Below are 24,974 nucleotides of genomic sequence, written 5' to 3'. Positions count from 1 at the left end.
TCGTCCACACCTTTTCTCCCATCACCGCATGATTGCCACCATGACCTCCCGCGCGGAAGTACTTCAGCACCTCGAATCCTTTTTGCGAGAGAATCTTGGATCTTTCCTGAAGAAGGTTGATGAGAGCTGGCAACCGTCTGACTTCCTGCCCGATTCGAGGCTTGATACTTTTTTTGACGAAGTAAAACTGCTTCGTGAAAGAGCCAAGGACCTCAGCTACGATTTGCTGGCCGTTCTCATCGGCGACACCATCACCGAGGAAGCCCTGCCGAACTACGAGGCTTGGTTCCACCAGCTCGATGGCCTTGGCCATGACCCCAACAACGGCTGGGCACAGTGGATTCGGGGCTGGACGGCCGAAGAAAACCGCCACGGCGACCTGCTGAACCGCTACCTCTACCTTTCGGGCCGCGTGAACATGCGCGAGTTTGAGTTGAGCACCCAGTACCTGATTGCCGATGGCTTCGATCTGGGTACCGCCCAGGACCCGTACCGCGCCTTCATTTACACCAGCTACCAGGAAGCGGCCACTAACCTCTCGCACCGTCGCGTGGGTACCCTGGCCCGCAAAGCCGGCGACGCCACCCTTTCGAAGCTCTGCGGCATGATTGCCGGCGACGAAGCCCGCCACGCCCGCGTGTACCAAACGTTCGTGGAGAAGATCTTCGAAGTAGACCCATCCGAAATGATGTTGGCCTTCGAAGACATGATGCGCAAAAAAATTGTAATGCCCGCCCACTACATGCGCGAGATGGGCGTGGAAATCGGCAAAACCTTCGGCCACTTCACGGATGCCGCTCAGCGCCTGGGCGTGTACACCAGCCAGGACTACACTGATATTCTGGAAGGCCTGATTGCTACCTGGAATGTAGACAAGGTGACGGGCCTCACGGCCCCGGCCGAAAAAGCCCGCGACTACATCATGGCACTGCCCAACCGCCTGCGCCGCGTTGCCGACCGCATGCCGGTTCCCAAGCTCGAGTACAAGTTCAAGTGGATCGAGTAAGCTCACTTCGTTGCACTTAAGTTTCTCTTAAACAGAACGCCCCGGCCGAAAGCCGGGGCGTTCTGTCGTTTAGTGCCGTTTGCCGAAGCATCAGCCCTTGAGCGTTTCGGGCGTTTAGGCAGCACCGGAAGGGTAAACCCTAACGAGTACTTAGCTACGGGGCGTCGGTGTAATTGGCTACGCTAATGATGCCTTCCTTCTTAGGCATCACGTACTCGATAGTACGCGTACCGCCGGTGGGCGTACTGTTAGGGTCTTGAGGACGGTAAATGGGAAACGAGCGGATAATCTTGCGGCCATCTACCCGAAACGAATCGTGGCCCAGGTAGCCATTGGATAGCTTTTTGTCTAGTTCGGGAAGCAGCAGGTCGCGGCGGCCACGGCTCAGAAACTCGTACCCCAGCAGCTGCCCGTAAGAGCCGCTGCCGGCATCGGTCACAAACACCAGCAACTCAGGGTAGTCGTCGTTGTTGAGGTTGGTTACCACGGCATCGGCTACAGTGCCTTCGATGGTAGCCGACGTGGCTGCCAGCTCCCGGCCTAGCCGTTCGGCGCGCAGCGTGAGTTGCCGCTGGGTGCCGGTACCCGTCGTTTTCACCGCAAAGTTGTAGTCGCCTCGGCTTAGGTCTTTGGTGTAGCTAACAGCGGCAGCCGGGGTAGAAACGGCGCCGGCCGATGCATTCGGGTCGGCCAGTTCCGTGGCGCTGCGCTGGGTGTCGCAGCCCATACACGCGGCAGCCAGTAGGGGCAAAACCAAGTACTTAGGGAAGTTGGTGGGAAACGTACGCATTGGCAAAAAGATGTAGTGCGAGCAAACCAGTGTATTTACAAACGCCAACTTATGCTGGAGGTTACGCCAAACGTGACCCTAAGAATTTGTAGCTACCACAGCATAAAAAAAGCCCGCTTAAACCAAGCGGGCTTTTTTTATGCTGTGGTACAATGGTTACTGTTTGGGCGGCGTGGTAGTAGCGGGCGTAGTGCTGCCTGAAGCTGCCGGCATGGTACCAGGCATTAGCATACCTTCCGAGTTCAAGGAGTACTCAATGGTGCGGGTTTCGCCGGTGGGGCTGCTGGTATCGGTGCCGCTGTACACGGGGAAAGTGCGCACGAGCTTGTTGCCGCGCACCTCGTACTTGTCCTGGCCCTGGTACCCGGTGGCCATGTCGCCGCTCAGCGTTTGCGGAGATTTCAAGGGCGTAAAGCTCTTGTCCTTAAACTCGTACGCTTCTACACCCCCGAACGAGCCCGAACCCGAACCGCTGGTGAAGATGTAAAGCTCAGGGTTGCCGTTGCCGTTCAGGTCGCCCATAACGGCATCGGTTACGTTGCCCCGCACGTTCAGGCGCACAGGGTCGGTCACAAGGGCCTCGCCGCGGCGGGTTTTAATGGTAAGCTGCTGGCCGTTATCGGCGGTAGTCGACTGGATCTGAAAACGGTAGTCGCCTTGGCTTAAGTCGCGTGTAAAGGCAACTTCGGCGGGGGCACCAGTCGATTCCACGGTGGTGGAAGCGGTAGAAGTGTCTTCGGTGGCATTACGGGCCGAATCGCAGCTGGCCAATGCAAAAGCAGCAGCCGCAGCAAGACACCAGAAGGGAGTAGTGGATTTCATGGCGTTCAAGAAAAGGTGTCGGGAGAAGTGCACATATAGATGATGCACTATGCAAACGCCATTCCGCGACAGAGGTTACATTACTCCCCGAATAACCCTATCTCAGGCCACTATCTGCACGCCTTTCCAGAAGGCCACCCGGCCACGAATATTCTCGGCGGCGGGTTTGGGCTCGGCATAATACCAGGCGGCGTCTTTGTTCAGCTCGCCGTTTACGCGCACCGAGTAGTAGCTGGCGCGGCCCTTCCAAGGGCAAGTGGTGCCGGCCACGCTGTCCTCGAAATAATCACGATTCAACGAATCGGCCGGGAAATAGTGGTTGTTTTCTACGACAACCGTATCGTTGCTTTCGGCCAAAACGGCGTTGTTCCAAATGGCTTTCATGGTGACGGGAGACGTGGTGATAGGGGACAAGTACATAAGGACACCGGCAGGCGCATCACCGATGGTGCACGTTGCGTTACTTCAAATAAAACGAACATTGCTGGCGCCCGGGTTGTTTTCCAGGTCCATTCCTTTTCCCTATGGCTGTTGGCTTCCGCTTCCGTGATTACGTGCCCGAAGAATCTCCCGAAAAAGGCTTCGACACGCTCTTCAAACTTTTTATGCAACTGGTCACCATTACCTCCGGCGACGTGGCCGAGGCATTGTCGTGGCTGAATGAACTAGATAAGCAGTACAGCCTCACCGACGACGAGTACGGCATGGGCGACTTCATCGAAGACCTCAAGAAGAAAGGCTACATCGACGAAAACGAGCAGCAGCTGGGCGAGCTGAAGATTACCGCCAAAGCCGAGCGGCAAATCCGGCGTTCCTCGCTGGAGGAAATTTTTGGCAAGCTGAAGCGCGGCACCCAGGGCAACCACCGCACCCCGCACGCCGGCCAGGGCGATGAGCTGACCACCGACCTGCGCGACTACCAGTTCGGCGACTCCATCGAGCAAATCGAAATGACTGAGAGCCTGCGCAACGCGCAGCTAAACCACGGGCTGGAAGGCCAGTACCTGCTCACCGAAGGCGACCTGGAAGTGCGCGACACCGAGCACAAAACCCAGACCTCCACGGTGCTCATGATTGACATTTCGCACTCGATGATTCTGTACGGCGAGGACCGCATTACGCCCGCCAAAAAAGTAGCCATGGCCCTGGCCGAGCTGGTAAAGCAGAAGTACCCCAAAGACTTTCTCGACATTATCGTGTTCGGTAACGATGCCTGGCAAATTGAGGTGAAGGATTTGCCTTATCTGCAAGTAGGGCCTTATCACACCAACACGGTAGCGGGACTGGAACTGGCCATGGACTTGCTACGCAAGCGGAAAACCGCCAACAAGCAAATCTTCATGATTACCGACGGCAAGCCCACTTGCCTGAAGGAGCCGGGCGGCTACTATAAAAACTCGTTTGGGCTGGATCGGAAGGTGGTTAACAAGACCCTGAACCTGGCCGCCGCCGCCCGCCGCCTGAAAATTCCCATTACCACCTTCATGATTGCTTCCGATCCGTACTTGCAGCAGTTCGTGCGCGAGTTTACTGAGACAAATCAGGGCAAGGCCTACTACAGCTCGCTCAAGGGCTTGGGCGGAATGATTTTCGAGGACTATAAGCGCAACCGCCGCAAAACGCTCTAGTTGCCGCCGCTTTGGCATAAACAAAACCGGCCCGCGCTGTAGCGCGGGCCGGTTTTGTTTATGCCAAAGCGGCGGACCCGGTGGCAGGTCCGCCGCCTGCAGTGGCGAAAGAGTTGTTCCCTTAACGCGTTGCCACTGCAGAGCCAGTGCCGTCTTCGGGCGTGGCGTTTTTAATGGCCGGAACCGATTTCAGGTAAGCGAAAATGGCTTTGGCCTCTGCGTCGTCCATTACCGAGAACTTGGGCATGGGGTTGCGTAGTCCGCCGCCGGGCGCCATGCCATACTTAACGGCTTTCACAAACTCGGCTTCGGTCCAGTCGCCAATACCGGTTTCGGGGTCGGGCGTGATATTGCGCGTAATAATTTCGGCGTGCTGGTCGCCTATCATTTTATTGCCGCCACCTAAGTAACCCGCCGATTTTTCGGGTTCTATGTCGTTGTTAGACTTAAAATCCTTGCTGTGGCAGTCGTAGCACTTGTAGCGGCCCACAACCAAGTAGCGGCCGTAAGCTACTTGGTCGGCAGGGGGCGGGGCCAGCACGGCTGCCGTGGGCATCGGCGCCGGTTTCATCACGGTATTCACCAGGGTTTTGGCCAGCAAAGACGGTTCCTGCTCGTGGCTGGGTGTAGGATCAGGCTTAACCATTGGGTTATCGGAACGCAGGAAGGCAATAACGCTGTGCAGGTCCTCGTCGGACATGCGCACGAAGTTGGGCATCACAATGCGGAAGCGCCCGTCGCGACCAATACCAGTGCGCAGCAGGGCCACCAACTCGGCGTCGGTCCAGTTACCGATGCCGTGCTCTTTATCCTGGGTGATGTTGGCCGCGTACAGGCTGCCGAATTCCGGGGGAATTTCGGTTAGCAGTTTGCCACTAAGCGAGTTGGTTTGCTTGTTCAGGTGGCAATCGGCGCACATGGAAACGGCAATGGCTTCGCCTTGCTTAAGCTGCGCGGGAGTGACCTGAATTTTAAGGGCGGCGACTTGCGGTTTTTCATAAGTAGGAATGCCGCGAACCTGCACGAATCCAGCGGCACACACAACCAGAAAAACCACAACCGCTAGGGTAAAGCCAAGAATTTTGAGGGCCTTTTTCATAGCTGTGAGGAAGAGAAGGATGTGGCACAAAAGTAATTTTGACTTGTATTAAATTCACTCGCATAATGATGTGAGACGGAGGGCTAGCGGTGATGTGTAGAGCTGTTTCTTCCTACTATTAAGAGTAATGCTGGCGGTACTGTAAAACGAGAAGGCGCATCTTCTAATGCACCTCAGGCCGTATTAACAGGCCATTCTTGCATCTGAAAGCAAGAACCAATCATCACATTGAGCGATGCTCGCAGCATTCGGGGTTTACTCCTGCGCTGAGGTCAGTAGCATATTCATGTGAAATTCAGGTTACCGGAAGTGCACTCGAACCTGCAGCCTGCTCTGGCTGTTAAGTTAACCGGGACCATTCCCTATCGTATCTGCTCCTTGATGAACCACGAATCTATCCGCACCCTCGGCCAACTGCGCGCCGCTGGGTATCAGCCGCGCTCGGTGCGGCAAGAGCTCCGCGACAACCTAATTGAAAAGCTGCGCCGCCGCGACAACGCCTTTCCCGGCATCCACGGCTACGAGGAAACGGTAATTCCCGACCTCCAGCGCGCCATTCTATCCATGCATCATATTAACCTGCTCGGTTTGCGCGGGCAGGCCAAAACGCGCATTGCGCGCCAACTGGTCCAGCTGCTCGACGAGTACATTCCCGTGGTGGAAGGCTCCGAGCTGAACGACGACCCGTTTCAGCCCCTGTCCCGCTTTGCACGGGATATTGTGGCCGAGCGCGGCGACGACACGCCCATTGGCTGGCTGCACCGCGACGAGCGGTATACTGAGAAGCTGGCCACACCGGACGTATCGGTGGCCGACCTCATCGGCGACGCCGACCCCATCAAAGCCGCTACCCTGAAGCTACCGTACTCCGATGAGCGCGTGATTCACTTCGGCCTGATTCCACGGGCCCACCGGGGCATCTTCGTCATCAACGAGCTGCCCGACTTGCAGGCTCGCATTCAAGTAGCACTGTTCAACATTCTGCAGGAAGGCGACATCCAGATTCGGGGCTTCAAGGTGCGTTTGCCCCTCGATCTGCAGTTCGTATTCACGGCCAACCCCGAGGACTATACCAACCGGGGTTCCATTGTAACGCCGCTCAAAGACCGCATCGACGCCCAAATCATCACCCACTACCCCAAAACCATCGACATCGGCAAGCGCATTACCCAGCAGGAAGCGCGCCTCACCGATGCCCAGCGGGAGTTGGTGCAAGGCAATGAGGTAGTGCACGATTTGGTAGAGCAGGTAGCCATTGAGGCCCGCGGCTCGGAGTATGTCGACGCCAAGTCCGGGGTTTCGGCGCGCCTCACCATCTCGGCTTACGAGCAGGTAATAGCCGCTGCCGAGCGGCGTGCGTTGCTGAACGGCGAAACCAAAACCAAGGTGCGCATCGGCGACTTTCTGGCGGCCGTGCCTGCCATCACCGGCAAGGTAGAGCTGGTGTACGAGGGCGAGCAGGAGGGAGCCGGCATTGTGGCCGAGAAGCTGATGGGCAAAGCCCTGCGCACTCAGTTTCTGCAGTATTTCCCCGACCCCGAAAAGTCGAAAAAGCAGAAAGACAAGCCCAATCCGTACAAACCGGTGCAGGACTGGTTTGGCGGCCACACCGTTGACCTGCTCCACGACCTTTCCGACGCCGATTACCACGCATTGCTCGACGTGGTGCCCGGTTTGCGCGACTTGGTACAAAACAGTGTGCCCGCCGAGTTAGCCAAGCAGGATCCGTACTTCTGGATGGAGTTTGCCCTGCACGGCATGGCCGAACACAGCCTAATTTCGCGCAACCGCCTCACGGCCGGCGCGCAGTTCAAGGATTTGCTCAGCTCCATGTTCACCATGCCTTCATTCGGCGGCGACGATGACGACGAGGATGAAGAAGACTTCTCTTCCCGCAAGCGCAAGCGCCGGTAGCACAAGCGCCAAATCTTAACACACGCAAAAGCCCGAGGCACACTGCTTCGGGCTTTTGCGTTGTTGACTTAATCGAAAAAGGCTTTCGGAGAGTAAAAACCTGCTTTTACATAGAGAAACCGAAATTTAAGTAAAACATTGAAAAAGTAGGAGCTGGGGTGGCTCACCTTTGTCATGTTCTCAGGGCGCAACGCTCTCAGACCTCTCGCTTTAAACCTCACACCTTCTTTTACGCTTTTACGCCTGCCTCATGAAAGCTTCGATTATCGCCCGCTTCGCTTCGCTGTTCCTGGTTGTTACCCTGCTTGTACCGTCGTTCGACGCGGCTGCAGCACCTAACCCCTCGCGCTCCAAGCACTACAAAGGAGGCGTGCACCGCCCGGTATACAAGACCTACAAAGGTGGTCGTCCTACCGGCTTTCAGGCGCTGTTGAAGCAACTGCGGACGAAGTAATCCTAGGCTTTCTAATTAACCTCAAGGCCCCGAAACCACGTTAGGTTTCGGGGCCTTGGTGCTTGAAGTAACCGCCAGGGCTAAGGGTTCAGAGCCGGTTTTCTTCTGAGTAATTGTCTGGTTCTCACAAAAACCCAAGAGCCCATCGGCGAATTACCGATGGGCTCTTGGGTTTACAATAGTCTGATTACAGCGCGGCGCTTAGGCCTCTTGCACCACGATTTTCTGAATTTCGTCGTTGGGGCGAATCTGGTCGATTACGTCCAGACCTTCCACCACTTTACCAAATACCGTGTGTACCCCATCGAGGTGCGAGGTATTGTCGCGCGAATGGCAGATGAAGAACTGCGAGCCGCCGGTGTTGCGGCCGGCGTGGGCCATGCTCAATATGCCACGGTCGTGGCGCTGGTTGCCGCCGGAGGTTTCGCAGTTGATTTTGTAGCCGGGGCCGCCGGTGCCAGGCGTGCCTTTAGCGCCTTCGCGGGTGTTGGGGCAGCCGCCCTGAATAACGAAGTTGGGCAGTACGCGGTGGAATTTCAGGCCGTCGTAGTAGCCTTTCTGGGCGAGGTCGGTAAAGTTCTTGACGGTGTTCGGAGCATCCTGGTCAAAGAACTCGACTTTCATGACGCCTTTAGCGGTGTGAATTTCAGCGGTTTTCATCGGTAGAAAACGAAAAGTGTAGAATGAGAAGCCCAACGGGAAGGCCCGGAGGATGCAGCAAAAGTAAGTTTTTGTGAACGGGTGAAAATCCGAGGGGTTGCGGGCCTGCGTATAGGCCTACCGCTATGTAAACAATTCCTCCTTGTCGAGGTTAAGCCTAGCACAATCACCACACCACATCTTTTCAACCCCTCCATGAAAAAAGTATTCACCACCGCCTCGTTTGCTTTGCTGGCGGTAGCCGCTCTTTCGCTCAGCAGCTGCGGCGACACCGCAACCACCACGGAAACCACCACCGACACCGCCACCACTACCACCGTGGAAGGCGACACAACGGCAATGGACGCTTCCACGGCTTCGAACGGGGTAATGGTAGGCGGCGCCATGATGACGCCCGACAAGGACATTGTGACTAACGCCATTGCCTCAGCCGACCACACCACGCTGGTAGCCGCTGTGAAAGCCGCCGACTTGGTGGCCACGCTGCAAGGCCCCGGCCCTTTTACCGTATTTGCACCTACTAACGCTGCCTTTAACGCGCTGCCCGCTGGCACCGTAGACGGCCTGCTGAAGCCGGAAAGCAAAGACAAGCTGACCAAAGTGCTGACGTTCCACGTAGTGCCCGGCGCCCTGAAGGCCGCCGACCTGACCGACGGCCAGGAACTGACCACCGTAGCCGGTGAGAAGCTGAAAGTTACCCTGAAGGATGGCAAGGCCATGATCAACGGCGCTACCGTAGAAATTGCCGACGTAGTGTCGAGCAACGGCGTAACTCACGTGGTAAACCAGGTGCTGTTGCCCAAAATGTAATTCTGGCAAACTGCCGATTACAATAAAAAAGCCCGGCCAACACGGCCGGGCTTTTTTTGTTCTCATGTTCGGCTGTTCCAAAATGAGCAGGTCAGCTAAACTTTGCAGGGCGCGGTTGCGTCCCTAGCTTTGCCACACACCCGTTTCTACTTATGCGCCTTCCTTTCGCCCCTGTATTGGCCTTGTTGCCACTGCTTGCCGCCTGCAACTCCGAGCCCGCCGAAACCGATACCACCGCTACCAACGGCGCTTCCATTGCCGACTCCGTAGCCTACGACCCCAATGCCAGCACCGACTCGGCGCGCATGGGCAAATCTGGGGGCGTGCCCGTAGGGGGCGTAGCCCTTACGGCCGATAAAACGCTGGCTCAAAACGTAGCCGCCGCGCCCACGCTTAGCCAGTTGCTGCAAGCAAGCAAACAATCTGGCCTTGCCGAAAAACTGGCTGGCGACGGGCCGTACACCATTTTCGCGCCCAGCAACGACGCCTTTAAAAACTTGCCTTACGGCGCTATGGCTGGCCTGCTTAAGCCCGAAGGCAAGGAAGGGCTCCAGAATCTGGTGGGCTACCACATTATCCTCAGCCGCCTTCTGGCAGTGGACCTCCGCGACGGCCAGGAACTGACCACCGTGCAAGGCGCCAAAATCAAGATAGGCGTGAACGGCGACCAGGTAACCGTGAACGGCGCTAACGTGACCACCGCCGACGTGGTATCGAAAAACGGTGTTCTGCACATCATCGATAAAGTCTTGCTGCCACCGGCTGAGTAAGCCAGCTGTGCGTAAGAGCTTGATCTTGTTACTCCCGACCAGACTCGGGCGTCCTAGCGGTGCAGACTTCTACCGGCGGTTGTCTTCGCCAGCTAGCATGCTGAGGTAGCTTTCGTAGCGTGGCATGGCAATTTTGCCTTTCTCCACGGCCTCGTGCACGGCGCAGCCGGGCTCTTCTACATGGCGGCAGTTGTGGTAGCGGCACTGGTTAAGCCGTTCGCGCATTTCGGGAAAAAAATGCGCCAGCTCACCGGGCCTGATGTCGACCAAAGCCAGTTCCTTGATGCCGGGTGTGTCGATTAAATAAGTACCGGGGCGCACCACCAGCATTTCGGCGTAGGTGGTGGTATGCTTGCCTTTATCGGAATACTCGCTGATTTCGTCGGTCTTCAGGTCTAGATCGGGCACGATGGCGTTGATGAGCGTACTCTTGCCTACGCCCGAATGACCCGAAAGCAATGTGGTCTTGCTGTCGAGCAGTACTTCTACATCGGCCAGGCCTTCCCCGGTTTCGGCTGAACAACGCAGGGTGGGGTAGCCGATACGCTCGTACATTTTTTGCACCTGCCCGAGGTAGTCGAGCAGTTCCTCGTCGTACAAATCGAGTTTGTTAAACACCAACGTGGCCGGAATGCTGTACGCTTCGGCTGTAACCAGAAACCGGTCGATGAAGCCGAACGAGGTAGCGGGCGACGCTAGGGTTACCACTAGCAAAGCCTGGTCAAGATTGGCGGCCACGATGTGGGCGTGCTCGGTTTTGTGCACCGAGCGGCGGATGATGTAGTTGCGCCGCGGCTCGATGTGGTCGATAACGCCCGCGCCCTCGGTTTGCTCCTCCACAGAAAACGTCACCACGTCGCCTACAGCCAGCGGGTTGCTCACCTTCAGTCCTTTGTGCTTGAACTTGCCGCGCAAGCGGCAGCGGTGCAGCGCCAGCGTGGCGTGGTCGCGCACGATGTACCAGGAGCCTGTGGATTTAACAACGGTGCCGGTCATGGCGGGAGGGGAGGGAATCAACGAGAGTAGTATTTAAACTGAAGAGGTCGAAAGAAAAATTGCCTGCGCAGAGACCAAAAGCAGTAAGTGGTCTAATCGGATTTTATGTCAACATGGTGCGCAGCGCCTGCATAATTCGGTCCGTAGCGCCGGCTTCCCGGTGCACATACGCGCGGGCCTGGGCGCCGAGTTGCTGAGGCGTGGCAGGATTGGTTAGCCAGGGCTCTAGTTGGGCCTGTACCTCGTTGGCATCATGCACAACAACCGCACTGCCGCTGGCCACCAGGTCACGGGCTTCGCGAAACTTCTCGTAGCGCGGACCAAAAAGCAGCGGTAAACCAAAGGCCGCCGCCTCCAAGGTATTGTGCAGGCCCTTACCGAATGCGCCACCGATGTAGGCTATGTTGCCCACGCGGTACAATTCCCGCAGCAGCCCAATATTGTCGATCAGGAGTACGCGGGCCTGCGCCACGGTTTCGGTAGTGGCTTGGGAGTAACGTACCACCTGTCCGGCTAAGGCCTGTTCCACCTGCTGCAAGTGGGATTCGCTGATTTCATGCGGCGCAACGATAGTGCGCAATTCCTGCGACCAACGCTGCAGCGCCGGTACGAGTACCTCAACATCGGGTTGCCAAACGCTGCCGGCTACCAGCACGGGTGCGGCATCTGCTACGAAGGCCGCTACCACGGGCAAGTTCTTCGCTGCCGCGGCGGCAGTGCCCAGTACGGTATCGAAACGGGTGTCGCCGGCGGCACTGGCGCGGGTAACTCCAGCGCGGCGCAGTAATACCACGGATTCTTGGTCCTGCGTGAAAATATGCGAGAACAACCCTAGAATCTGCCGGAAAAACCCGCCCCACGGCTTGAAGAAGATTTGATCCGGCCGGAAAATGGCCGACACGCATACTACCGGGATGTTGTGGCGCTTCAGCTCCGCCAAGTGGTGGTACCAGAACTCATACTTCACAAACACGGCCAGCTTAGGCCGCACAGCCGATACAAAGGCGCAGGCGTTTGAGGCCGTATCAAGCGGCAAATAGAACACGTAGTCGGCTCCGGGCCAGTTGTGCCGCACTTCGTAACCCGAGGGCGAGAAGAAAGTAAGAACGATGCGGTGCTCGGGGAACTGCTGTCGGTAAGCCTCCATGAGCGGCCGGCCCTGCTCGAATTCGCCCAACGAAGCGCAGTGAAACCACACTTTCGGCGCCGAGTCACCCGCCAACGCGTGCTGCATGCGGGCAAACAAGTTGCGTCGGCCTTCGGTCCACAGCTTGGCCTTCGGCACGAACGGCGCGACGAGCCGTAGCAGCAAGCCGTACAGGCGAATGGCAAGGGAGTAGAGCAGCAAGGGCAACGGCGCGCTGAAACGAAACGCGTGAGGTAAAAAAGTTGAGGTGCGCATCGGTTCAGGTTAACCCAGAAAGCCGAAGCGCATCCGCAAAAGTACGCGCTCTGACCGGCTTCGGCCCACAAAAAAGCCCCGGCCGTAAGTGGCCAGGGCTTTTCAATCTGTCAGAAGAGCCGAATTAGGCAACCGGCTGCTTGCTGAGGTAGTTGGCTACGCCTTCGCGGGTGGCCGACATAGCCTCTTTGCCTTCTTCCCAGTTAGCGGGGCATACTTCGCCGTTTTTCTCGAAGTATTGCAGGGCGTCCACCATGCGAATGGCTTCGTCGATGCTGCGGCCCAGCGGACCGTCGTTCACCAGTTGGTGCCGTACGATGCCGTCTTTGTCGATCAGGAACAAGCCACGGTAAGCTACGGGCGAGCCTACGTAGATCATTTCGCCGGCTTCGTTGTAGTCGTAATGACCACCAAGCACGTCGTAGTTAGCCGCAATGGTTTTGGTAGCATCGGCCACCAGCGGGTAGGTTACGCCCTCAATGCCGCCGTTGTCGCGCGGGGTCTGCAGCCAGGCAAAGTGCGAGAAGTGCGAGTCGGTCGAGCAGCCCACAATGGCTACACCTTTGGCGTCGAACTCAGCCAAACGGTCTTGAAACGCAATGATTTCAGTGGGGCAAACAAAAGTAAAGTCAGCCGGGTAGAAGTAGAAGATGACGTGCTTCTTGCCCAGGTAGCGGTCAAGCGAGAAATCCTCCTCGAATTCGCCATCGATAACGGCGGTAGCTTTAAACGAAGGGGCACGCTTGCCAACGAGAACTGCCATGGTAAGTGGGGTTTAATGAAAAAAGTGGGGGAGGTGGAAAAACGATGAGGCTATGAAACAGCCAGTATGGGCACGCTCATGTGCGCAGCAGAGCCGCGAGGCATGATGTCAAAAGCGGTTAACACTACTTACTACGCCTCACTCCGTACGCCGGTGATATGCAGTGAGTAGGAGTGGGGTTGGAAGTTTTCGAAGCCGCGGGCCGCGAAAAACTCCTGCAGCAACCGGTCTAGTTGGGGGTCGCAGTAATCAATGATTTCCTGCGTGTTCTGGCACACCAAATGGTGGTGGTTGGTGCAATCGGGGTCGTAGCGGCGGCGGGTACCGTCGGCATCGGCCACACGGCGCAACAAGCCAGCCGCTACAAACGAATCCAGCGCCTTGTACACTGTGCCCAACGACACCGTGGGGTTGGCCGGGCGCACTTGCCGGAACACCTGCTCGGCCGTGGGATGCCCCGGTAACGTGCGCAACGCCGCCAAAATAGCCACGCGCTGCTGAGTAGCACGCAGGCCGGCCGTGGCCAACTGTTCGCGCAACTGCTCGGGACTTGGCAAAGAATGGTGGGCGGTATGCAAACTCACAGACAAGAATTATTCTCCGGTGCAAAGGTAGCTTTAAAAGCCCTTTGCGCTGCAAAAGGTTTCATGCAAACTGTGCTACAAGTTTGCCCGGCGGCATTTCTGAGTTGCGCAGTACCCAAATGAGGCGCCTGAACTTTACCTGAACCACAAGAGTAAGCGCGTCCGTCTGATAGGTGGGCTTCCTGCTAATGCGGCTGCCACACTGTTACAGCCGCATACCCTAACGAGTGTCGTTTATTGGCTAATCGAAAGACAAAAGCAGCTAAAGCCCAGTTGTACGACTCACGAATTGAAAGGTCTGACGGGTGCGTTGTTCCAGCAGAAGCTCGCGGCCATGGGTAAGCTCTGTAATGGCTTGGGCAGTGTAGTTCTTAATGGTGTAAAGCTCCAGGCCGGTATTGTAGTAAATGGTAAACTGCTCCCGCAGCGTTTCCAGCAGTTTGCGCAGCCGGTACTCGTGCCAGTCGGTACACACTGAGAAGCTGATTGCTGAGTTCTGCATCAGGTTGATTTTGAGCCGCACCTGTGCCAGCGCCCCAAAAATGACCTCCAGGTTTTCCTCGGAAATAAAGGTCAGGTCTTTCGACTCGAAGGAAATCAGGCACTGATCAGTTTTACGGATGTAGGCCGGTACCAAACCCGCGTGCTTGCAGTCGTGAATCTTGGTGCCCTCGGCCGTGGGGTCCACAAACGATTTCACATAAAGTGGAATACCCCGCACGGCCAGCGGCTTAATGGTTTTCGGGTGAATGACCGAAGCCCCGTAGTACGCCATTTCAATGGTTTCCTGGTAGCTGATTTCGGGGTAACGCACCGTGTTCGGGAAAATCTTGGGGTCGGCGTTCAGCAGGCCCGCCACGTCTTTCCAAATAGTTACCGACTGCCCTCCAAGGCAGTAAGCCAGAATAGCAGCCGTGTAATCGGAACCCTCGCGACCCAGCGTGGTGGTTTGCCCGCTGCTGGTGCCGCCCAAAAAGCCTTGCGTAAGCACAGGTCCGTGGGCTAGCAGGGGCAGAACCTGGTCGCGTAGGTTCCGCTCGGTGGTGGGCCAATCTACACGGCCCTCGCGCCAGGTGTGGTCGGTACGAATAAGGGGGCGAATATCCAGCCACTGTGTACCGGTAGCGGCGGCCACCACGCAGGTGGCCAACAGTTCGCCGTAGCTCACAATTTGGTCGTATTGCCGGTCGTAGTCGCCTTTGGTTACGCTGCCAAGCCGGTCGCCTAGTTCCTGCAAAAGCCCAGATAAAGCCCCGCATTCTACATGGCCCTGCGCGTTGCATGGCGCGTCAGGTAGCAACTCTGCGGCTACTTCTTGGTGAAACTGCCGCAATGCCAATAGCGGTTCGGTGTAGTCCTGGCCCGAATGCGCCAACTGAAACAGGTGCTCCAGGGCGTTGGTGGTTTTGCCCATGGCCGATACCACAACCAGGAGCGGCTGCTCGGTTGGGTGCTGCCCAATAATGGATTGGAGGTTGCGAATAGCGGCGGCGTCTTTAACGGAAGCGCCGCCAAATTTGTACACGCTGAGCGGAAGCGGATGCTGCATGGCGTCAAAAGTAGAAAAACGCCCCGCAGATGCGCGCGAAATCGCGTAGTTTTGCCTATCCAGTCAATGCCCTTTTTCCCCTTCTTACTGCTGTTATGGACAATAACTCCGACCGCCTCGCGCTTCCGGTAGGCACTACCCTCGACCGGTTTATCATGCGCAAGCAGGAAGATTTTCCCTACGCTACCGGCGAGTTGTCGCAGCTGCTGCGCGACATTGCGCTGGCAGCCAAAATCGTGAACCGCGAAATCAACCGCTCGGGCCTTATCGATATTGCCGGCGCATACGGCCAGCAAAACGTGCAGGGCGAAGACCAGCAGAAGCTCGACGTCATTGCCAACATCCGCTTCATCCGCGCCCTGCGCAACGGCGGTGAAGTTTGCACGGTCATTTCCGAAGAGGAAGAGGACATGATCCAGACCGGCAAAACCCAAGGTAAATACGTGGTGGCCATCGACCCCTTGGACGGTTCCTCGAACATCGACGTGAACGTGTCCATCGGCACCATCTTTTCCATCTACCGTCGTCAGTCGCCTATCGGGCAGGAGGGCACACAGGAAGACTGCTTACAAAAGGGCGTGCACCAAGTGGCTGCCGGCTACGTGATTTACGGATCGAGCACTATGCTCGTTTACACCACCGGCAACGGGGTAAACGGCTTCACCTATGAAGCGTCGTTGGGCGAATTTTTCCTCTCGCACCCCAACATCACCACACCCAAAACCGGTACCATTTACTCCATTAACGAAGGTAGCTCGAACACCTTCACCGAAGGCGTAAAGCAGTACGTTCAGTACTGCAAAGACCAGAACTATTCGGCCCGATACATCGGCTCGTTGGTGGCTGATTTCCACCGCAACCTGCTGAAGGGCGGCATTTACATGTACCCGCCCACCGCCAAGTCTCCGAATGGCAAGCTGCGCCTCATGTACGAATGCAACTGCCTGGCTTTCATCGTGGAGCAGGCAGGCGGCAAGGCAAGTACCGGCATCAAGCGTATTATGGAGGTGGAACCGCGCGAACTGCACGAGCGGTGCCCGCTGTTCATCGGCTCTACCGAGCTGGTAGAAAAGGCCGAAGAGTTTATTCGCAAAACGGAAACCGTAGACGCGGCGCAGGAAGCTTAACCCTGTTACTAGTTTTTACGAAGCAAAAAGCCCCGGCGGAATAATCCGGCGGGGCTTTTTGTTTGTAGGCCCGGGAGCTTACTCAGCTTTCTTGCGCGTGCGCTTTGGCTTGTCGTCGCCGGCTTCGGGATTTCCCGAAGCATTGTCGGCTGCGTCCTCGTTCTGCGCCGGAATGGCGCCGGCCGTGCTCAGCGTGTCCGTTGTGGGGTCGTTTTCCTCGGCTTGGGCCGCGGCTTCGTCGCCTGCAGCGGCTTCGGCCGACTGGTACTCCAAACGGCTGCTCACAGCACCGTACCAAGTAATAAGCTTCTTGATATCGGAGTGATACACGCGCTGACGGTCGTACTCAGGTACTACCTCGCCCATAAACTGGCTCAGCGCGGCGTCGTCCGATTTATTGGTTACCGGCAGGCTCTGGCCGTACTTCTGGTGAATGCGGTCAAATACTTCCGTCAGCGGAACGGTTTCCTCAGGGTCTTCGGTGTAAATGGAAATTTCGTGCAGCAGCGACACCTTGTTGCGGGCCGATGCTACCGAACGCCGGGCGCGCTCGTCGAGCGACTCCACCAGCACGCCTTGGTTGGCGGGACGTACCAAGCGGTACAGGCCGCTCATGCCACTAATGGCAGCAATTTCCCTCAGGTCGTAGGGCATAGGATGAAAAAGAAGTGAAAGAAAGGCAGAATTACTGCGCGGTGTTAGCTCCGGCTGCGCCCAGTTTAAAGGCAATGGGCAAACTGGTCAGGATCGGGTAATCGGGCTGTTTGAATTTGAGCAGGCGCACCACGCGCAGCGCTTCTTCGCCGCAGCCGCCGCCAATGTTCTTCACCAGCTTCACACCCGACATGCTGCCGTCGGGGTTCAAGGTAAAGCTCACGATGCAAGTGCCTTGAATCCGGTTGCGACGGGCCATCAGCGGGTACTTAAGCTCTTGCTCGATGAAGGCATACATGGCCTCCTGGCCGCCTTCGTAGTATTGGGCTACGGCAATAGACCGGCCCACGGTTCCGGCGCCGGCTTTACCAGCACCTGTACCGGCTGCCGGCTCTTGGGGTGCGGCCTCCGTTTCGGGCGCAGGTGCGTTACCGGACTCAGTTTTGGTTTTTATTTTCACTTTCTGCTGTGCCATAGCCGGCACGGCCGCAAGTGCCAGCAGGGCCAAGGCCAGCGTGAAGGTGGTAGCTTTCATGGAGGAAGAGAAAAAGGAGGGTGGGAAACAGAATATTACGTAGAGGCCAGGGCCCGGCAATTACAGGGCCAATCTACGCATTCCCCTCCGTTTCGCGTAGCTGTTGGTTTACTTCGTCGATGAACGCCAAAACTTCGTCGCGGCCGTTGCGCCCGACGGCGGACGTAACAAAATGACGTGGTAATTCATCCCAGGTTTCGCTCATCTTGGCCAAGAAGGTTTGCACGTTTTGCGCCGTACGAGACCCCGACTGTTTATCGGATTTAGTGAAGACCATAACAAACGGCACGCCCATTTCTCCCAGCATGATGAGAAACTCAAGGTCAACGTTTTGCGGTGGTAAGCGGGAGTCAATTAAAACAAATACGCAACTCAGGTTTTCGCGTTTTGATAGATACGCCCGAATCATTTTTGCCCAATTCGCACGCGAGTCTTTGCTTACGCGGGCGTATCCGTAGCCGGGTAAATCTACCAGGTACCATTCTTCGTTAATAAGAAAATGATTGATGAGCTGGGTTTTCCCCGGCAACGACGAAGTTTTGGCCAATCCGGAGCGCCCCGTCAACATATTTATCAACGACGATTTACCCACGTTTGACCGGCCAATAAAGGCGTATTCGGGAAGGGAGGGCTCAGGACATAACGCAACCTGGGTGTTGCTGCAGATAAAGCGGGCATCACGAATAACCATATGCGCTAGGTGGAAAAAGGGTGAATTAGAAAAAGCAAAAGTAGGCGGTTAACCCCGTATCAAATCCAAACGCAATAGGAGGCCGTGTTATTTTTAGGGTCAATTTCTTGTGGTTATTTCGACGCTTCTATATTTGTGCCGCATAAGCTAAGGTTTACCAAAATTCTGCGGCCGGCATTTTTTTGGCTCCTCTTTTCATCTTACCGCTTGTAAAATAGATTGGATAAGAGGAAGGTCGTATTATAAAATTTCTATCTTTGCCCGCAACAAACCCCTTTTTTGGGGCTTTGTAAGCGGTTTTGAAGTTCTTCGCGTGGCAGCCGGCTGCGTTTTTTTCTTTCAAAATCATTCGCCGACAACTAACCTTGAGTCGGGTTTTGAGTATATAGGGACGCTTTTACCTACCCTGAGCCTTATTCAAGGGCCAGTAAAGTGAAGCTACCACACTCCTTCTCGCAACTCCTTATTTCAAACTCTCCTTCCAATGGACAACTTCGTCAGAAGGTTACTTCATGCTTCTTGCGCACTCGCTCTGACCGCTGCTGTGGCTCAGCCTTCGATGGCTCAGAGCACCCGCAAGCAGCTGAAGACCGCCAACAAATTTTGGGAACAAGAAAACTACCGCGCGGCTATTCCTTTCTACGAGCAAGTGCTGGCGAAGGAACCCAACAACGCGTTAGCTCTGTTCCGCGCCGGCATTTCGTACATGTCGTTCGATAAGGAAAAAGCCAGCGACTACATCTACAAAGCCCAGAAGCTGAAGCCGAAGGTTGCTAAAGATGTGGAGTACTGGTTGGGCCGTGTAGACCACCTGAACTACAACTTCGACGAGGCTATTACCCACTTCCAGGCCTACAACGCCACCCTCAAGAAGAAAGACACCCGCAAAGCCGACTTGGCCCAGCTGATTCAGCACGCCAAAAACGCCAAGGTGCAGTTCAACAGCCCTAAGGACATCTTCGTCAAGAACCTCGGGCCTACCATCAACTCGGCGTACTCGGAGCACAGCCCCGTAATTTCGTCGGATGATAAAGTGCTGCTCTTTACCTCTCGTTCTGAGAACGTTACGGGTGCTAACGCCGATGCTGGCAAGGCCAAGCAGGGCCAGGGCAACGTAGCTTCCGATGGCGAGTACTACGAAGACATCTTCGAAGCCAAGCGTATCGACGAAGACGAATGGGAAAAGCCCCGCTCGCTGTCGGGTGCGTTGAACGGCAAAGGCCACGATGCATCCATCCAGGTGTTCGACAACGATACCAAGATGTTGATGTACCGCCAGGACGAGAACGGCGACATTTTCTACTCGGAGAAGAACGGCGGTGACTGGACGGAGCCTAAGAAGCTGAACGGTAACATCAACTCCAAGCAGTTCGAATCGGACGCCTACATCACGCCCGATGGCCTGACGATTTACTTCTCGACCGGTAAGTACTCAGAGGATGGTCGTTTGGATATCTACTACGCTAGCCGTCAGGCTGGTGGAGACTGGGGTCCGGCCAAGAGCATCGGCAACGCCATCAACACCAAGTACGACGACGACAGCCCGTACCTGAGCCGCGACGGCAAGACCTTGTACTTCTCGTCGCGTGGCCACAACACCATGGGCGGCTACGATATCTTCCGCTCGGTATACGACTCCATTGGCAACAAATGGGGTCAGGCTGAGAACATGGGCTACCCCGTGAACACGCCGGACGATGATACTTACTACCGCCTGAGCCCCGATGGCTCGTACGCTTACCTGTCTTCGTACCGCATTGGTGGTTACGGCGAGAAAGACATCTACACGATCAACTACATCAAGAATGTAACGATCAAGGGTAAGGTATTCTCGGCCCGTGACAGCGTAACCGTTATTCCCGGGGTAGAGCTGGTGTTTAACGGCCAGACGGCCGATAAAACTGCCATCAGCTTCCGCGACGTAACCCGCCCGGATTCCGGCAACTACCAGGTGAACGTGCTTTCGGGCCGTACCTATCAGGTAGCTCTGTCGAAGGATGGTAAGAACATTGCGACGGAAGAGTTTGCCGTGCCTATCGTAACGGCCGACTCTAGCACCATCACCAAGAACTTCTACATCCCGTACGTCGACACGATGAGCCTTGCGGGCGACATGTTCAAGAAGATCTACTTCGACACCGACAAGTATAACCTGCGTCCGGAGTCGGTTACCGAGTTGAACAACGTTGCCCGGGTGCTGAAGGCTAATCCTGGTCTGAACATCTCAATTGAAGGCCACTGTGATGCGCGCAACACCGACGAGTACAACATGGTGCTTGGCCAGAACCGCTCGAACTCGGCATACAACTTCTTGAAGAAAAACGGCATTGGCGAAACGCGCATGGTAACGGTTAGCTACGGCGAGCGTCGCCCGGCTGCTCCGAACGATTCGCCGGAGAACATGCAGCTGAACCGCCGCGTGGAATTCCGTCCGATTCTGAAGGAAGGCCAGTCGTTGCAGGATGTAATGACGGCTCCCGGCGGTGGTGCTTCCGGCACTTCTACCGGAACCGGCACAGGTACCTCAACCTCGGGTGCTACGGGTACTGGTACCATGAGCACCGGTACTGGCACCGCAGCCCCGCTGCAACCCGGCAAAACCAAAATCAAAGCGGCCGACGGCACCAAGGTGAAAACCAAGGTAGACGAAGACAGCGACAAGGTGAAGGTTAAGACGGAGTCGCCAACGGGCGAGAAGAGCAAGACCACCACGAAGAATGGTGAGATTGATGCCAAAGCCAAAGAAGCCGACGGCGACAAAACCAAAGTGAAAACCAAGACGGAGTAGCCCAGGCTGCGCCAACTAGTTTAACGGGTCGGGCAAATTGCCCGACCCGTTTTTTTCCGGCCGTCCGGTTTCTTTTATACCGTTGCCCAAACTGCCTACTGTGGCCGTACTGGACTGAAAATCATGAATGTTGTTGCCTCTTGTAACAAGGCTTACTAGGTTTTTCCAACAATATCGCGTCCGGCTCGTTCTATTTGGGCAATTTGCGGCCTCATTCGCCGTTTGCATGACCACTCATGAGCGTAGTTCCCTACAAAGATGACCCCACGGGCAAAAAGTCACAGGTCGCGCAGATGTTCAACAGCATTGCGGGTAAGTATGACTTTCTAAACCATTTCCTAAGCGCCGGCACCGACATCTACTGGCGGCGCAAGGCCGTGGGTGAGTTACGGCAGTTGCGGCCGGCCCGCATCCTCGACATTGCTACCGGCACCGGGGACTTCGCATTCGAAACCCTGCGGGTAGGCCCGGAGGTGCAGGTAACCGGAGTAGATATATCCGAAGGCATGCTGGAAGTGGGCCGCCGCAAGGTGCGTGAACGGGGGCTGGGGCACCGGATCGAGCTGCAACTGGGCGACTCCGAGAACCTGCCGTTTGCCGATGCTACTTTCGATGCCGTTACGGCTTCTTTTGGGGTTCGTAACTTCGAGAACCTGTCCCTGGGCCTGGCCGAAATGCAACGCGTGCTGAAGCCCGGAGGGAAGCTGGTGATTCTGGAATTCTCCAAGCCCCGCGTTTTTCCTTTTAAGCAAGCGTACAACTTCTACTTCCGGCATGTGCTGCCGGTATTTGGTAAACTGATTTCCAAAGACCAAGCTGCGTATTCGTACCTGCCCGCGTCGGTGCAGGCGTTTCCCGATGGCCCCGATTTTCTGGCTATCCTGAAGCAGGTTGGTTTTACTTCCCCTCAATGGCAACCGCTCACGTTCGGCATCAGCTCCATATACACCGCCACCAAGTAAGCTCGCTGAAGCGGGCCGTTGTGCTGCTGTTGCTTCTTCTGCCCACGGCAGTTCTGGCACAAAAAGGCAGCGCGACCAGCGCCAACCGTGGTAAAAACGGCCGGGTAAAGTCGGTTACGGTCAACAACCTGCCGGGCTACGATACCAAGTGGTTTCACCCCGGTATTTACATCTCGGTGTACGGCTCGCGCTACCGGCTCGAACACTCCCAGGCCTATGTGGGCTCGGGCTTGGCGGCCAATGCGTTGGTTTCGCCGGGCTTCGGGGTTGGGTTTATCGGGGATTTACGCCTCACCGATTACTTAAGTCTGCGCTTTGCGCCGGGTGTGAACCCGCTTTATGAAAACCAAGTGGAGTTTCTGAAAGTTGGGGGAAGCCAGGACAGCGTGCTCAACCAGGAAATAAGCACCACCCAGGTTACGTTTCCGGTACTGCTGAAATACAAATCGGACCGGCGGCGCAACACGCGTGTTTACCTGATTGGCGGTATTAAGCCCAGCATCAACATCGGGCAGCGCAAGCGTGAGCCGCTGCGCAGCATCATGGAAGTAAACGGCTCCGATTTCGCCCTTGAGTACGGCGTTGGCCTCGACCTGTTTTACCCGTTCTTTAAATTCGGGCCGGAGTTGCGCTTCTCGCATGGCTTGCCCAATTTGCTGAAGCCAGGCAACGACGTGTACACCCGCAGTTTCCAGCGGGTTCGAAGCAATTCGGTCACGCTCTACCTGAACATCGAATAAACCACATGGCTAACGGCCGCCGCAGTAGCTAAGCAGGCTACTGCGGCGGCCGTTGCCTGTGTTGCACCTCAACCCACATTGGCAATGCGTATTGCTTTTATTACCGGTGCCTCTTCCGGTATTGGCCGCGCCACGGCCGTAGCCCTGGCCCAATCCGGTTTTAAGCTGGTGCTAACCGGCCGCCGGCTCGAGCGGCTGACCGAACTGGCCCAGCAGCTGGCGCCCGTTCCGGTACACGTACTCACCTTTGATGTGCGCGACCGGGAAGCCGTACAAGCCGCCGTAGCCAGCTTACCACCCGAATTTCAGGCAATAGATGTACTGGTAAACAACGCCGGCAATGCCCACGGGCTGGCTCCCATTCAAAACGGGGACCCTACGGATTGGGATGCCATGCTGGATAGTAATGTGCGCGGCTTGCTGAATGTTACGCACGCGGTACTGCCTGCTATGCAAGCAAAACGCAACGGCTTTATCGTGAACATCGGGTCGATTGCCGGTCACGAAGCTTACGCCAATGGTAATGTGTACTGTGCTTCCAAAGCGGCGGTAGCATCGCTCAGCAAAGGCATGCGCCTGGATCTTATCAGTCTAGGCATTCGGGTGGCGGAAGTAAACCCTGGTGCAGTACAAACGGAATTCTCTGAGGTGCGCTTTAAGGGCGACAAAACCCGCGCCGAAAGCGTTTACCAAGGATACGAGCCGCTGCGGCCCGAGGACGTAGCCGAGGTTATTCAGTTTATCGTGACCCGGCCTCCCAACGTAACCATTTCGGAAGTCACTATTCTGGCCGGAGCCCAGGCTGCTGCTACGGTTATAAACAAGCAACAGCCCGCCTAACGGTGGGCTGCTTGAGCACTGGTTCAGTACCTAGGCAGTCAACTCCCGGAGCAGCTCCGCATTCAGCTCATGGCCGCCGGTAAAGCGCAGTTCCTGAGGGGTAGCGCCATATTCCGCGAGCATTAGTAGCTGCGCATCCACTTTTTCCCTCGGAAAATACGGGTCCGCGGTGCCGCACACAAAGCTTAGGCGGGGCAGTGAGGTGAGAAGGTTCCGTGCGGCCTCATTCGGAGTGTCCTCCGGGAACGTGCCCGCCCACAGCACCAGGTGTGCTGGTAAAAAGGCGCTGCGCATCAGCCAACGGCTGAGGGTGGTAGCGCCCTGTGAAAACCCAAGCAAGGTTACCGTTACCGGATTCGGGCAAGCAGCCAGTAACTGGCTAATCAGCTGGTCAAGGTAAGTCGAATAGTCCTCAATTTCGCTGAGGCGGTCTTCGCGGGTCATCCAGGTAGCGCCTACCCGGCCGCTGGTGCCCTGTAGGTAAAACTTTGAAAGGCCTTCGGGCGCCACCACTACCGTACCGGGAGCGTGTTCCACAACCGTACGGAAATGCCGAATGAAATAAGCCGCTAGTTGTCCGTAGCCGTGGCAAACCACCCACAACTGTCGGGCGGTGGCTAAGTCCCCGATTTGGTAGTAACGAGCGGTGCGCGGAACCACTAGGCGGTGCTCGAAAGCTTCCATTACTTAATTCAGCTTTAGTCGCGTGCGGGAAGCACGTCGGCCATGAACTGAAACGGCAGCAAATCGGCGAGGCGGTGAAAACGCCAGATGGTGCCATTTGGACCGGGGAGCAGCAAGGAAATAGGCTGAGATTGGCGTTGTTCGAACTCTGCCATTACCTGGCGGCAAGCGCCACAGGAAGTAACGGCCACAAACTCGCCGCCGTGGGGGCGGGCTGCTACGGCCATGCATTTAATGGTACGCCCAGGCCGGCTCGCCAAACCGTACAAAGCCGTGCGTTCGGCGCAAAGGCCGGAAGGATACGCGGCGTTTTCCTGGTTTGCGTTCTGAAAAATCGAGTCGTCGTCGAGCAGTAGCGCGGCGCCTACCTGAAAGTGGGAGTAGGGCGAGTAGGACCGATTGGTAGCCTCTTGAGCAGCTTCCCAGCAACGAGCTTCGTCGGGAGAAAGGTCGGCCGTCGTAAGCACGTCGGCGGTGATGGTGAGGTTCAGGGTTTGAGCCATCGAGGGCGCAAGATCAGCGGGGAAGAGGAGTAATCAGCCGCCAAAGGACGGCCCCGTTGGGCCACGGGGGACGAAAATAGTACATTTCGGGCGGAAACAAATTGTTGAACGGCAGCTGGCAGGTGTCAATAGGGTTTTGTCCTCATATCGTTAATGCCCTTTTACACTTGTCTAGTACCGCTGCCAGCGACCAATACTTGATA

The 24,974-nt window shown here is 56.4% G+C and carries 26 protein-coding genes; 11 read left to right on the top strand and 15 right to left on the bottom strand.

Translation table 11 applies throughout. The annotated features are described in order from the left end of the window. Positions 1 to 28: 28 nt before the first annotated feature. A complete protein-coding gene (locus ABD903_RS16675) occupies positions 29 to 1,006 on the top strand; it encodes an acyl-ACP desaturase (RefSeq protein WP_345226162.1) in 978 nt (325 codons plus the stop codon). A 154-nt stretch (positions 1,007 to 1,160) separates the two neighbouring features. Here the strand turns inward: ABD903_RS16675 and ABD903_RS16670 are convergent, their stop codons facing one another. The 3 genes from ABD903_RS16670 to ABD903_RS16660 all read right to left on the bottom strand — a co-directional run bounded on the left by ABD903_RS16670 (position 1,161) and on the right by ABD903_RS16660 (position 3,002). Continuing rightward, on the bottom strand, positions 1,161 to 1,796 hold the full coding sequence (locus ABD903_RS16670; RefSeq protein ID WP_345226160.1) for a hypothetical protein: 636 nt from the start codon (positions 1,794 to 1,796) through the stop codon (positions 1,161 to 1,163). Positions 1,797 to 1,952: 156 nt separating this feature from the next. Next, positions 1,953 to 2,618: a hypothetical protein gene (locus tag ABD903_RS16665; protein ID WP_345226159.1), complete on the bottom strand. Its 666-nt coding sequence runs from the start codon at positions 2,616 to 2,618 to the stop codon at positions 1,953 to 1,955. A gap of 102 nt (positions 2,619 to 2,720) precedes the next feature. Beyond that, the gene (locus tag ABD903_RS16660; protein WP_345226421.1) at positions 2,721 to 3,002 is read right to left on the bottom strand and encodes a DUF427 domain-containing protein; all 282 of its coding nucleotides are present in this window, start codon (positions 3,000 to 3,002) and stop codon (positions 2,721 to 2,723) included. Positions 3,003 to 3,142: 140 nt separating this feature from the next. Between ABD903_RS16660 and ABD903_RS16655 the strand changes: the two genes are divergently transcribed. Beyond that, positions 3,143 to 4,246, top strand: coding sequence for a vWA domain-containing protein (locus ABD903_RS16655; protein WP_345226157.1), 1,104 nt, complete (start codon positions 3,143 to 3,145; stop codon positions 4,244 to 4,246). 121 nt (positions 4,247 to 4,367) lie between these two features. On the opposite strand, the gene ABD903_RS16650 is transcribed toward ABD903_RS16655, so the two are convergent. Further along, positions 4,368 to 5,345 carry a c-type cytochrome gene (locus ABD903_RS16650; RefSeq protein ID WP_345226155.1) on the bottom strand — a complete coding sequence of 326 codons (978 nt, stop codon included), beginning with the start codon at positions 5,343 to 5,345 and terminating at the stop codon, positions 4,368 to 4,370. A gap of 381 nt (positions 5,346 to 5,726) precedes the next feature. On the opposite strand from ABD903_RS16650, the gene ABD903_RS16645 reads away from it, so the two are divergent. Both ABD903_RS16645 and ABD903_RS16640 read left to right on the top strand, forming a co-directional pair. Then, on the top strand, positions 5,727 to 7,259 hold the full coding sequence (locus ABD903_RS16645; protein WP_345226153.1) for a sigma 54-interacting transcriptional regulator: 1,533 nt from the start codon (positions 5,727 to 5,729) through the stop codon (positions 7,257 to 7,259). A 250-nt stretch (positions 7,260 to 7,509) separates the two neighbouring features. Next, positions 7,510 to 7,713, top strand: coding sequence for a hypothetical protein (locus ABD903_RS16640; RefSeq protein ID WP_345226151.1), 204 nt, complete (start codon positions 7,510 to 7,512; stop codon positions 7,711 to 7,713). Between the two features lie 201 nt (positions 7,714 to 7,914). On the opposite strand, the gene ABD903_RS16635 is transcribed toward ABD903_RS16640, so the two are convergent. Further along, complete coding sequence (locus ABD903_RS16635; protein ID WP_345226149.1) at positions 7,915 to 8,373, bottom strand: peptidylprolyl isomerase; 459 nt, start codon at positions 8,371 to 8,373, stop codon at positions 7,915 to 7,917. A 195-nt stretch (positions 8,374 to 8,568) separates the two neighbouring features. Between ABD903_RS16635 and ABD903_RS16630 the strand changes: the two genes are divergently transcribed. Beyond that, the gene (locus ABD903_RS16630; RefSeq protein WP_345226147.1) at positions 8,569 to 9,183 is read left to right on the top strand and encodes a fasciclin domain-containing protein; all 615 of its coding nucleotides are present in this window, start codon (positions 8,569 to 8,571) and stop codon (positions 9,181 to 9,183) included. A 152-nt stretch (positions 9,184 to 9,335) separates the two neighbouring features. Continuing rightward, positions 9,336 to 9,953: a fasciclin domain-containing protein gene (locus tag ABD903_RS16625; protein WP_345226146.1), complete on the top strand. Its 618-nt coding sequence runs from the start codon at positions 9,336 to 9,338 to the stop codon at positions 9,951 to 9,953. Between the two features lie 69 nt (positions 9,954 to 10,022). On the opposite strand, the gene rsgA is transcribed toward ABD903_RS16625, so the two are convergent. The 5 genes from rsgA to ABD903_RS16600 all read right to left on the bottom strand — a co-directional run bounded on the left by rsgA (position 10,023) and on the right by ABD903_RS16600 (position 15,247). Continuing rightward, complete coding sequence (rsgA, locus tag ABD903_RS16620) at positions 10,023 to 10,949, bottom strand: ribosome small subunit-dependent GTPase A (RefSeq protein WP_345226144.1); 927 nt, start codon at positions 10,947 to 10,949, stop codon at positions 10,023 to 10,025. Positions 10,950 to 11,052: 103 nt separating this feature from the next. Then, positions 11,053 to 12,351: a 3-deoxy-D-manno-octulosonic acid transferase gene (locus ABD903_RS16615; protein WP_345226142.1), complete on the bottom strand. Its 1,299-nt coding sequence runs from the start codon at positions 12,349 to 12,351 to the stop codon at positions 11,053 to 11,055. 124 nt (positions 12,352 to 12,475) lie between these two features. After that, complete coding sequence (locus ABD903_RS16610; RefSeq protein ID WP_345226140.1) at positions 12,476 to 13,114, bottom strand: peroxiredoxin; 639 nt, start codon at positions 13,112 to 13,114, stop codon at positions 12,476 to 12,478. A gap of 131 nt (positions 13,115 to 13,245) precedes the next feature. After that, on the bottom strand, positions 13,246 to 13,698 hold the full coding sequence (locus ABD903_RS16605) for a Fur family transcriptional regulator (protein WP_345226138.1): 453 nt from the start codon (positions 13,696 to 13,698) through the stop codon (positions 13,246 to 13,248). Between the two features lie 262 nt (positions 13,699 to 13,960). Then, on the bottom strand, positions 13,961 to 15,247 hold the full coding sequence (locus tag ABD903_RS16600) for an aspartate kinase (protein ID WP_345226137.1): 1,287 nt from the start codon (positions 15,245 to 15,247) through the stop codon (positions 13,961 to 13,963). A gap of 95 nt (positions 15,248 to 15,342) precedes the next feature. Here ABD903_RS16600 and fbp point away from each other — a divergent pair, with 95 nt between their 5' ends. Continuing rightward, entirely contained in the window at positions 15,343 to 16,374 is a 1,032-nt protein-coding gene (gene fbp, locus ABD903_RS16595) for a class 1 fructose-bisphosphatase (RefSeq protein ID WP_345226135.1), read from the top strand. Positions 16,375 to 16,452: 78 nt separating this feature from the next. Here the strand turns inward: fbp and ABD903_RS16590 are convergent, their stop codons facing one another. From ABD903_RS16590 to yihA, 3 genes are all read right to left on the bottom strand, one after another. Next, the gene (locus ABD903_RS16590) at positions 16,453 to 17,028 is read right to left on the bottom strand and encodes a DUF5606 family protein (protein ID WP_345226133.1); all 576 of its coding nucleotides are present in this window, start codon (positions 17,026 to 17,028) and stop codon (positions 16,453 to 16,455) included. Positions 17,029 to 17,059: 31 nt separating this feature from the next. Then, the gene (locus ABD903_RS16585; protein WP_345226132.1) at positions 17,060 to 17,563 is read right to left on the bottom strand and encodes an energy transducer TonB; all 504 of its coding nucleotides are present in this window, start codon (positions 17,561 to 17,563) and stop codon (positions 17,060 to 17,062) included. A gap of 73 nt (positions 17,564 to 17,636) precedes the next feature. Beyond that, a complete protein-coding gene (gene yihA / locus ABD903_RS16580; RefSeq protein WP_345226131.1) occupies positions 17,637 to 18,254 on the bottom strand; it encodes a ribosome biogenesis GTP-binding protein YihA/YsxC in 618 nt (205 codons plus the stop codon). Between the two features lie 544 nt (positions 18,255 to 18,798). Here yihA and ABD903_RS16575 point away from each other — a divergent pair. The 4 genes from ABD903_RS16575 (at position 18,799) to ABD903_RS16560 (ending at position 23,584) form a co-directional block, all read left to right on the top strand. Next, positions 18,799 to 21,042 (top strand): OmpA family protein, encoded by a 2,244-nt coding sequence (locus ABD903_RS16575; protein ID WP_345226129.1) that lies wholly within the window; start codon positions 18,799 to 18,801, stop codon positions 21,040 to 21,042. A 236-nt stretch (positions 21,043 to 21,278) separates the two neighbouring features. Next, complete coding sequence (gene ubiE, locus ABD903_RS16570; protein ID WP_345226127.1) at positions 21,279 to 22,004, top strand: bifunctional demethylmenaquinone methyltransferase/2-methoxy-6-polyprenyl-1,4-benzoquinol methylase UbiE; 726 nt, start codon at positions 21,279 to 21,281, stop codon at positions 22,002 to 22,004. After that, positions 21,953 to 22,744, top strand: coding sequence for a type IX secretion/gliding motility protein PorT/SprT (porT, locus tag ABD903_RS16565; RefSeq protein WP_345226126.1), 792 nt, complete (start codon positions 21,953 to 21,955; stop codon positions 22,742 to 22,744). The genes ubiE and porT overlap by 52 nt, the downstream gene beginning before the upstream one ends. Positions 22,745 to 22,828: 84 nt before the next feature. Further along, complete coding sequence (locus tag ABD903_RS16560; protein WP_345226124.1) at positions 22,829 to 23,584, top strand: SDR family NAD(P)-dependent oxidoreductase; 756 nt, start codon at positions 22,829 to 22,831, stop codon at positions 23,582 to 23,584. A 30-nt stretch (positions 23,585 to 23,614) separates the two neighbouring features. Here ABD903_RS16560 and ABD903_RS16555 read toward each other — a convergent pair whose 3' ends face one another. Continuing rightward, positions 23,615 to 24,268 (bottom strand): alpha/beta hydrolase, encoded by a 654-nt coding sequence (locus ABD903_RS16555; RefSeq protein ID WP_345226122.1) that lies wholly within the window; start codon positions 24,266 to 24,268, stop codon positions 23,615 to 23,617. Positions 24,269 to 24,282: 14 nt separating this feature from the next. Then, complete coding sequence (locus tag ABD903_RS16550) at positions 24,283 to 24,771, bottom strand: cytidine deaminase (protein WP_345226120.1); 489 nt, start codon at positions 24,769 to 24,771, stop codon at positions 24,283 to 24,285. Positions 24,772 to 24,974 lie beyond the last annotated feature (203 nt).

This window comes from Hymenobacter koreensis (assembly GCF_039541855.1).
In the GTDB taxonomy this organism is placed as follows: domain Bacteria; phylum Bacteroidota; class Bacteroidia; order Cytophagales; family Hymenobacteraceae; genus Solirubrum; species Solirubrum koreensis.
Note: the sequence above shows the minus strand (reverse complement) of the source record. Positions and strands in the feature narration are given on the sequence as shown.

Coding starts and splice junctions, on each gene's coding strand:
- ABD903_RS16675 (WP_345226162.1), top strand. CDS start 29: ATGATTGCCACCATGACCTCCCGCGCGGAAGTACTTCAGCACCTCGAA.
- ABD903_RS16670 (WP_345226160.1), bottom strand. CDS start 1,796: ATGCGTACGTTTCCCACCAACTTCCCTAAGTACTTGGTTTTGCCCCTA.
- ABD903_RS16665 (WP_345226159.1), bottom strand. CDS start 2,618: ATGAAATCCACTACTCCCTTCTGGTGTCTTGCTGCGGCTGCTGCTTTT.
- ABD903_RS16660 (WP_345226421.1), bottom strand. CDS start 3,002: ATGAAAGCCATTTGGAACAACGCCGTTTTGGCCGAAAGCAACGATACG.
- ABD903_RS16655 (WP_345226157.1), top strand. CDS start 3,143: ATGGCTGTTGGCTTCCGCTTCCGTGATTACGTGCCCGAAGAATCTCCC.
- ABD903_RS16650 (WP_345226155.1), bottom strand. CDS start 5,345: ATGAAAAAGGCCCTCAAAATTCTTGGCTTTACCCTAGCGGTTGTGGTT.
- ABD903_RS16645 (WP_345226153.1), top strand. CDS start 5,727: ATGAACCACGAATCTATCCGCACCCTCGGCCAACTGCGCGCCGCTGGG.
- ABD903_RS16640 (WP_345226151.1), top strand. CDS start 7,510: ATGAAAGCTTCGATTATCGCCCGCTTCGCTTCGCTGTTCCTGGTTGTT.
- ABD903_RS16635 (WP_345226149.1), bottom strand. CDS start 8,373: ATGAAAACCGCTGAAATTCACACCGCTAAAGGCGTCATGAAAGTCGAG.
- ABD903_RS16630 (WP_345226147.1), top strand. CDS start 8,569: ATGAAAAAAGTATTCACCACCGCCTCGTTTGCTTTGCTGGCGGTAGCC.
- ABD903_RS16625 (WP_345226146.1), top strand. CDS start 9,336: ATGCGCCTTCCTTTCGCCCCTGTATTGGCCTTGTTGCCACTGCTTGCC.
- rsgA (WP_345226144.1), bottom strand. CDS start 10,949: ATGACCGGCACCGTTGTTAAATCCACAGGCTCCTGGTACATCGTGCGC.
- ABD903_RS16615 (WP_345226142.1), bottom strand. CDS start 12,351: ATGCGCACCTCAACTTTTTTACCTCACGCGTTTCGTTTCAGCGCGCCG.
- ABD903_RS16610 (WP_345226140.1), bottom strand. CDS start 13,114: ATGGCAGTTCTCGTTGGCAAGCGTGCCCCTTCGTTTAAAGCTACCGCC.
- ABD903_RS16600 (WP_345226137.1), bottom strand. CDS start 15,247: ATGCAGCATCCGCTTCCGCTCAGCGTGTACAAATTTGGCGGCGCTTCC.
- fbp (WP_345226135.1), top strand. CDS start 15,343: ATGGACAATAACTCCGACCGCCTCGCGCTTCCGGTAGGCACTACCCTC.
- ABD903_RS16590 (WP_345226133.1), bottom strand. CDS start 17,028: ATGCCCTACGACCTGAGGGAAATTGCTGCCATTAGTGGCATGAGCGGC.
- ABD903_RS16585 (WP_345226132.1), bottom strand. CDS start 17,563: ATGAAAGCTACCACCTTCACGCTGGCCTTGGCCCTGCTGGCACTTGCG.
- yihA (WP_345226131.1), bottom strand. CDS start 18,254: ATGGTTATTCGTGATGCCCGCTTTATCTGCAGCAACACCCAGGTTGCG.
- ubiE (WP_345226127.1), top strand. CDS start 21,279: ATGAGCGTAGTTCCCTACAAAGATGACCCCACGGGCAAAAAGTCACAG.
- porT (WP_345226126.1), top strand. CDS start 21,953: ATGGCAACCGCTCACGTTCGGCATCAGCTCCATATACACCGCCACCAA.
- ABD903_RS16560 (WP_345226124.1), top strand. CDS start 22,829: ATGCGTATTGCTTTTATTACCGGTGCCTCTTCCGGTATTGGCCGCGCC.
- ABD903_RS16555 (WP_345226122.1), bottom strand. CDS start 24,268: ATGGAAGCTTTCGAGCACCGCCTAGTGGTTCCGCGCACCGCTCGTTAC.
- ABD903_RS16550 (WP_345226120.1), bottom strand. CDS start 24,771: ATGGCTCAAACCCTGAACCTCACCATCACCGCCGACGTGCTTACGACG.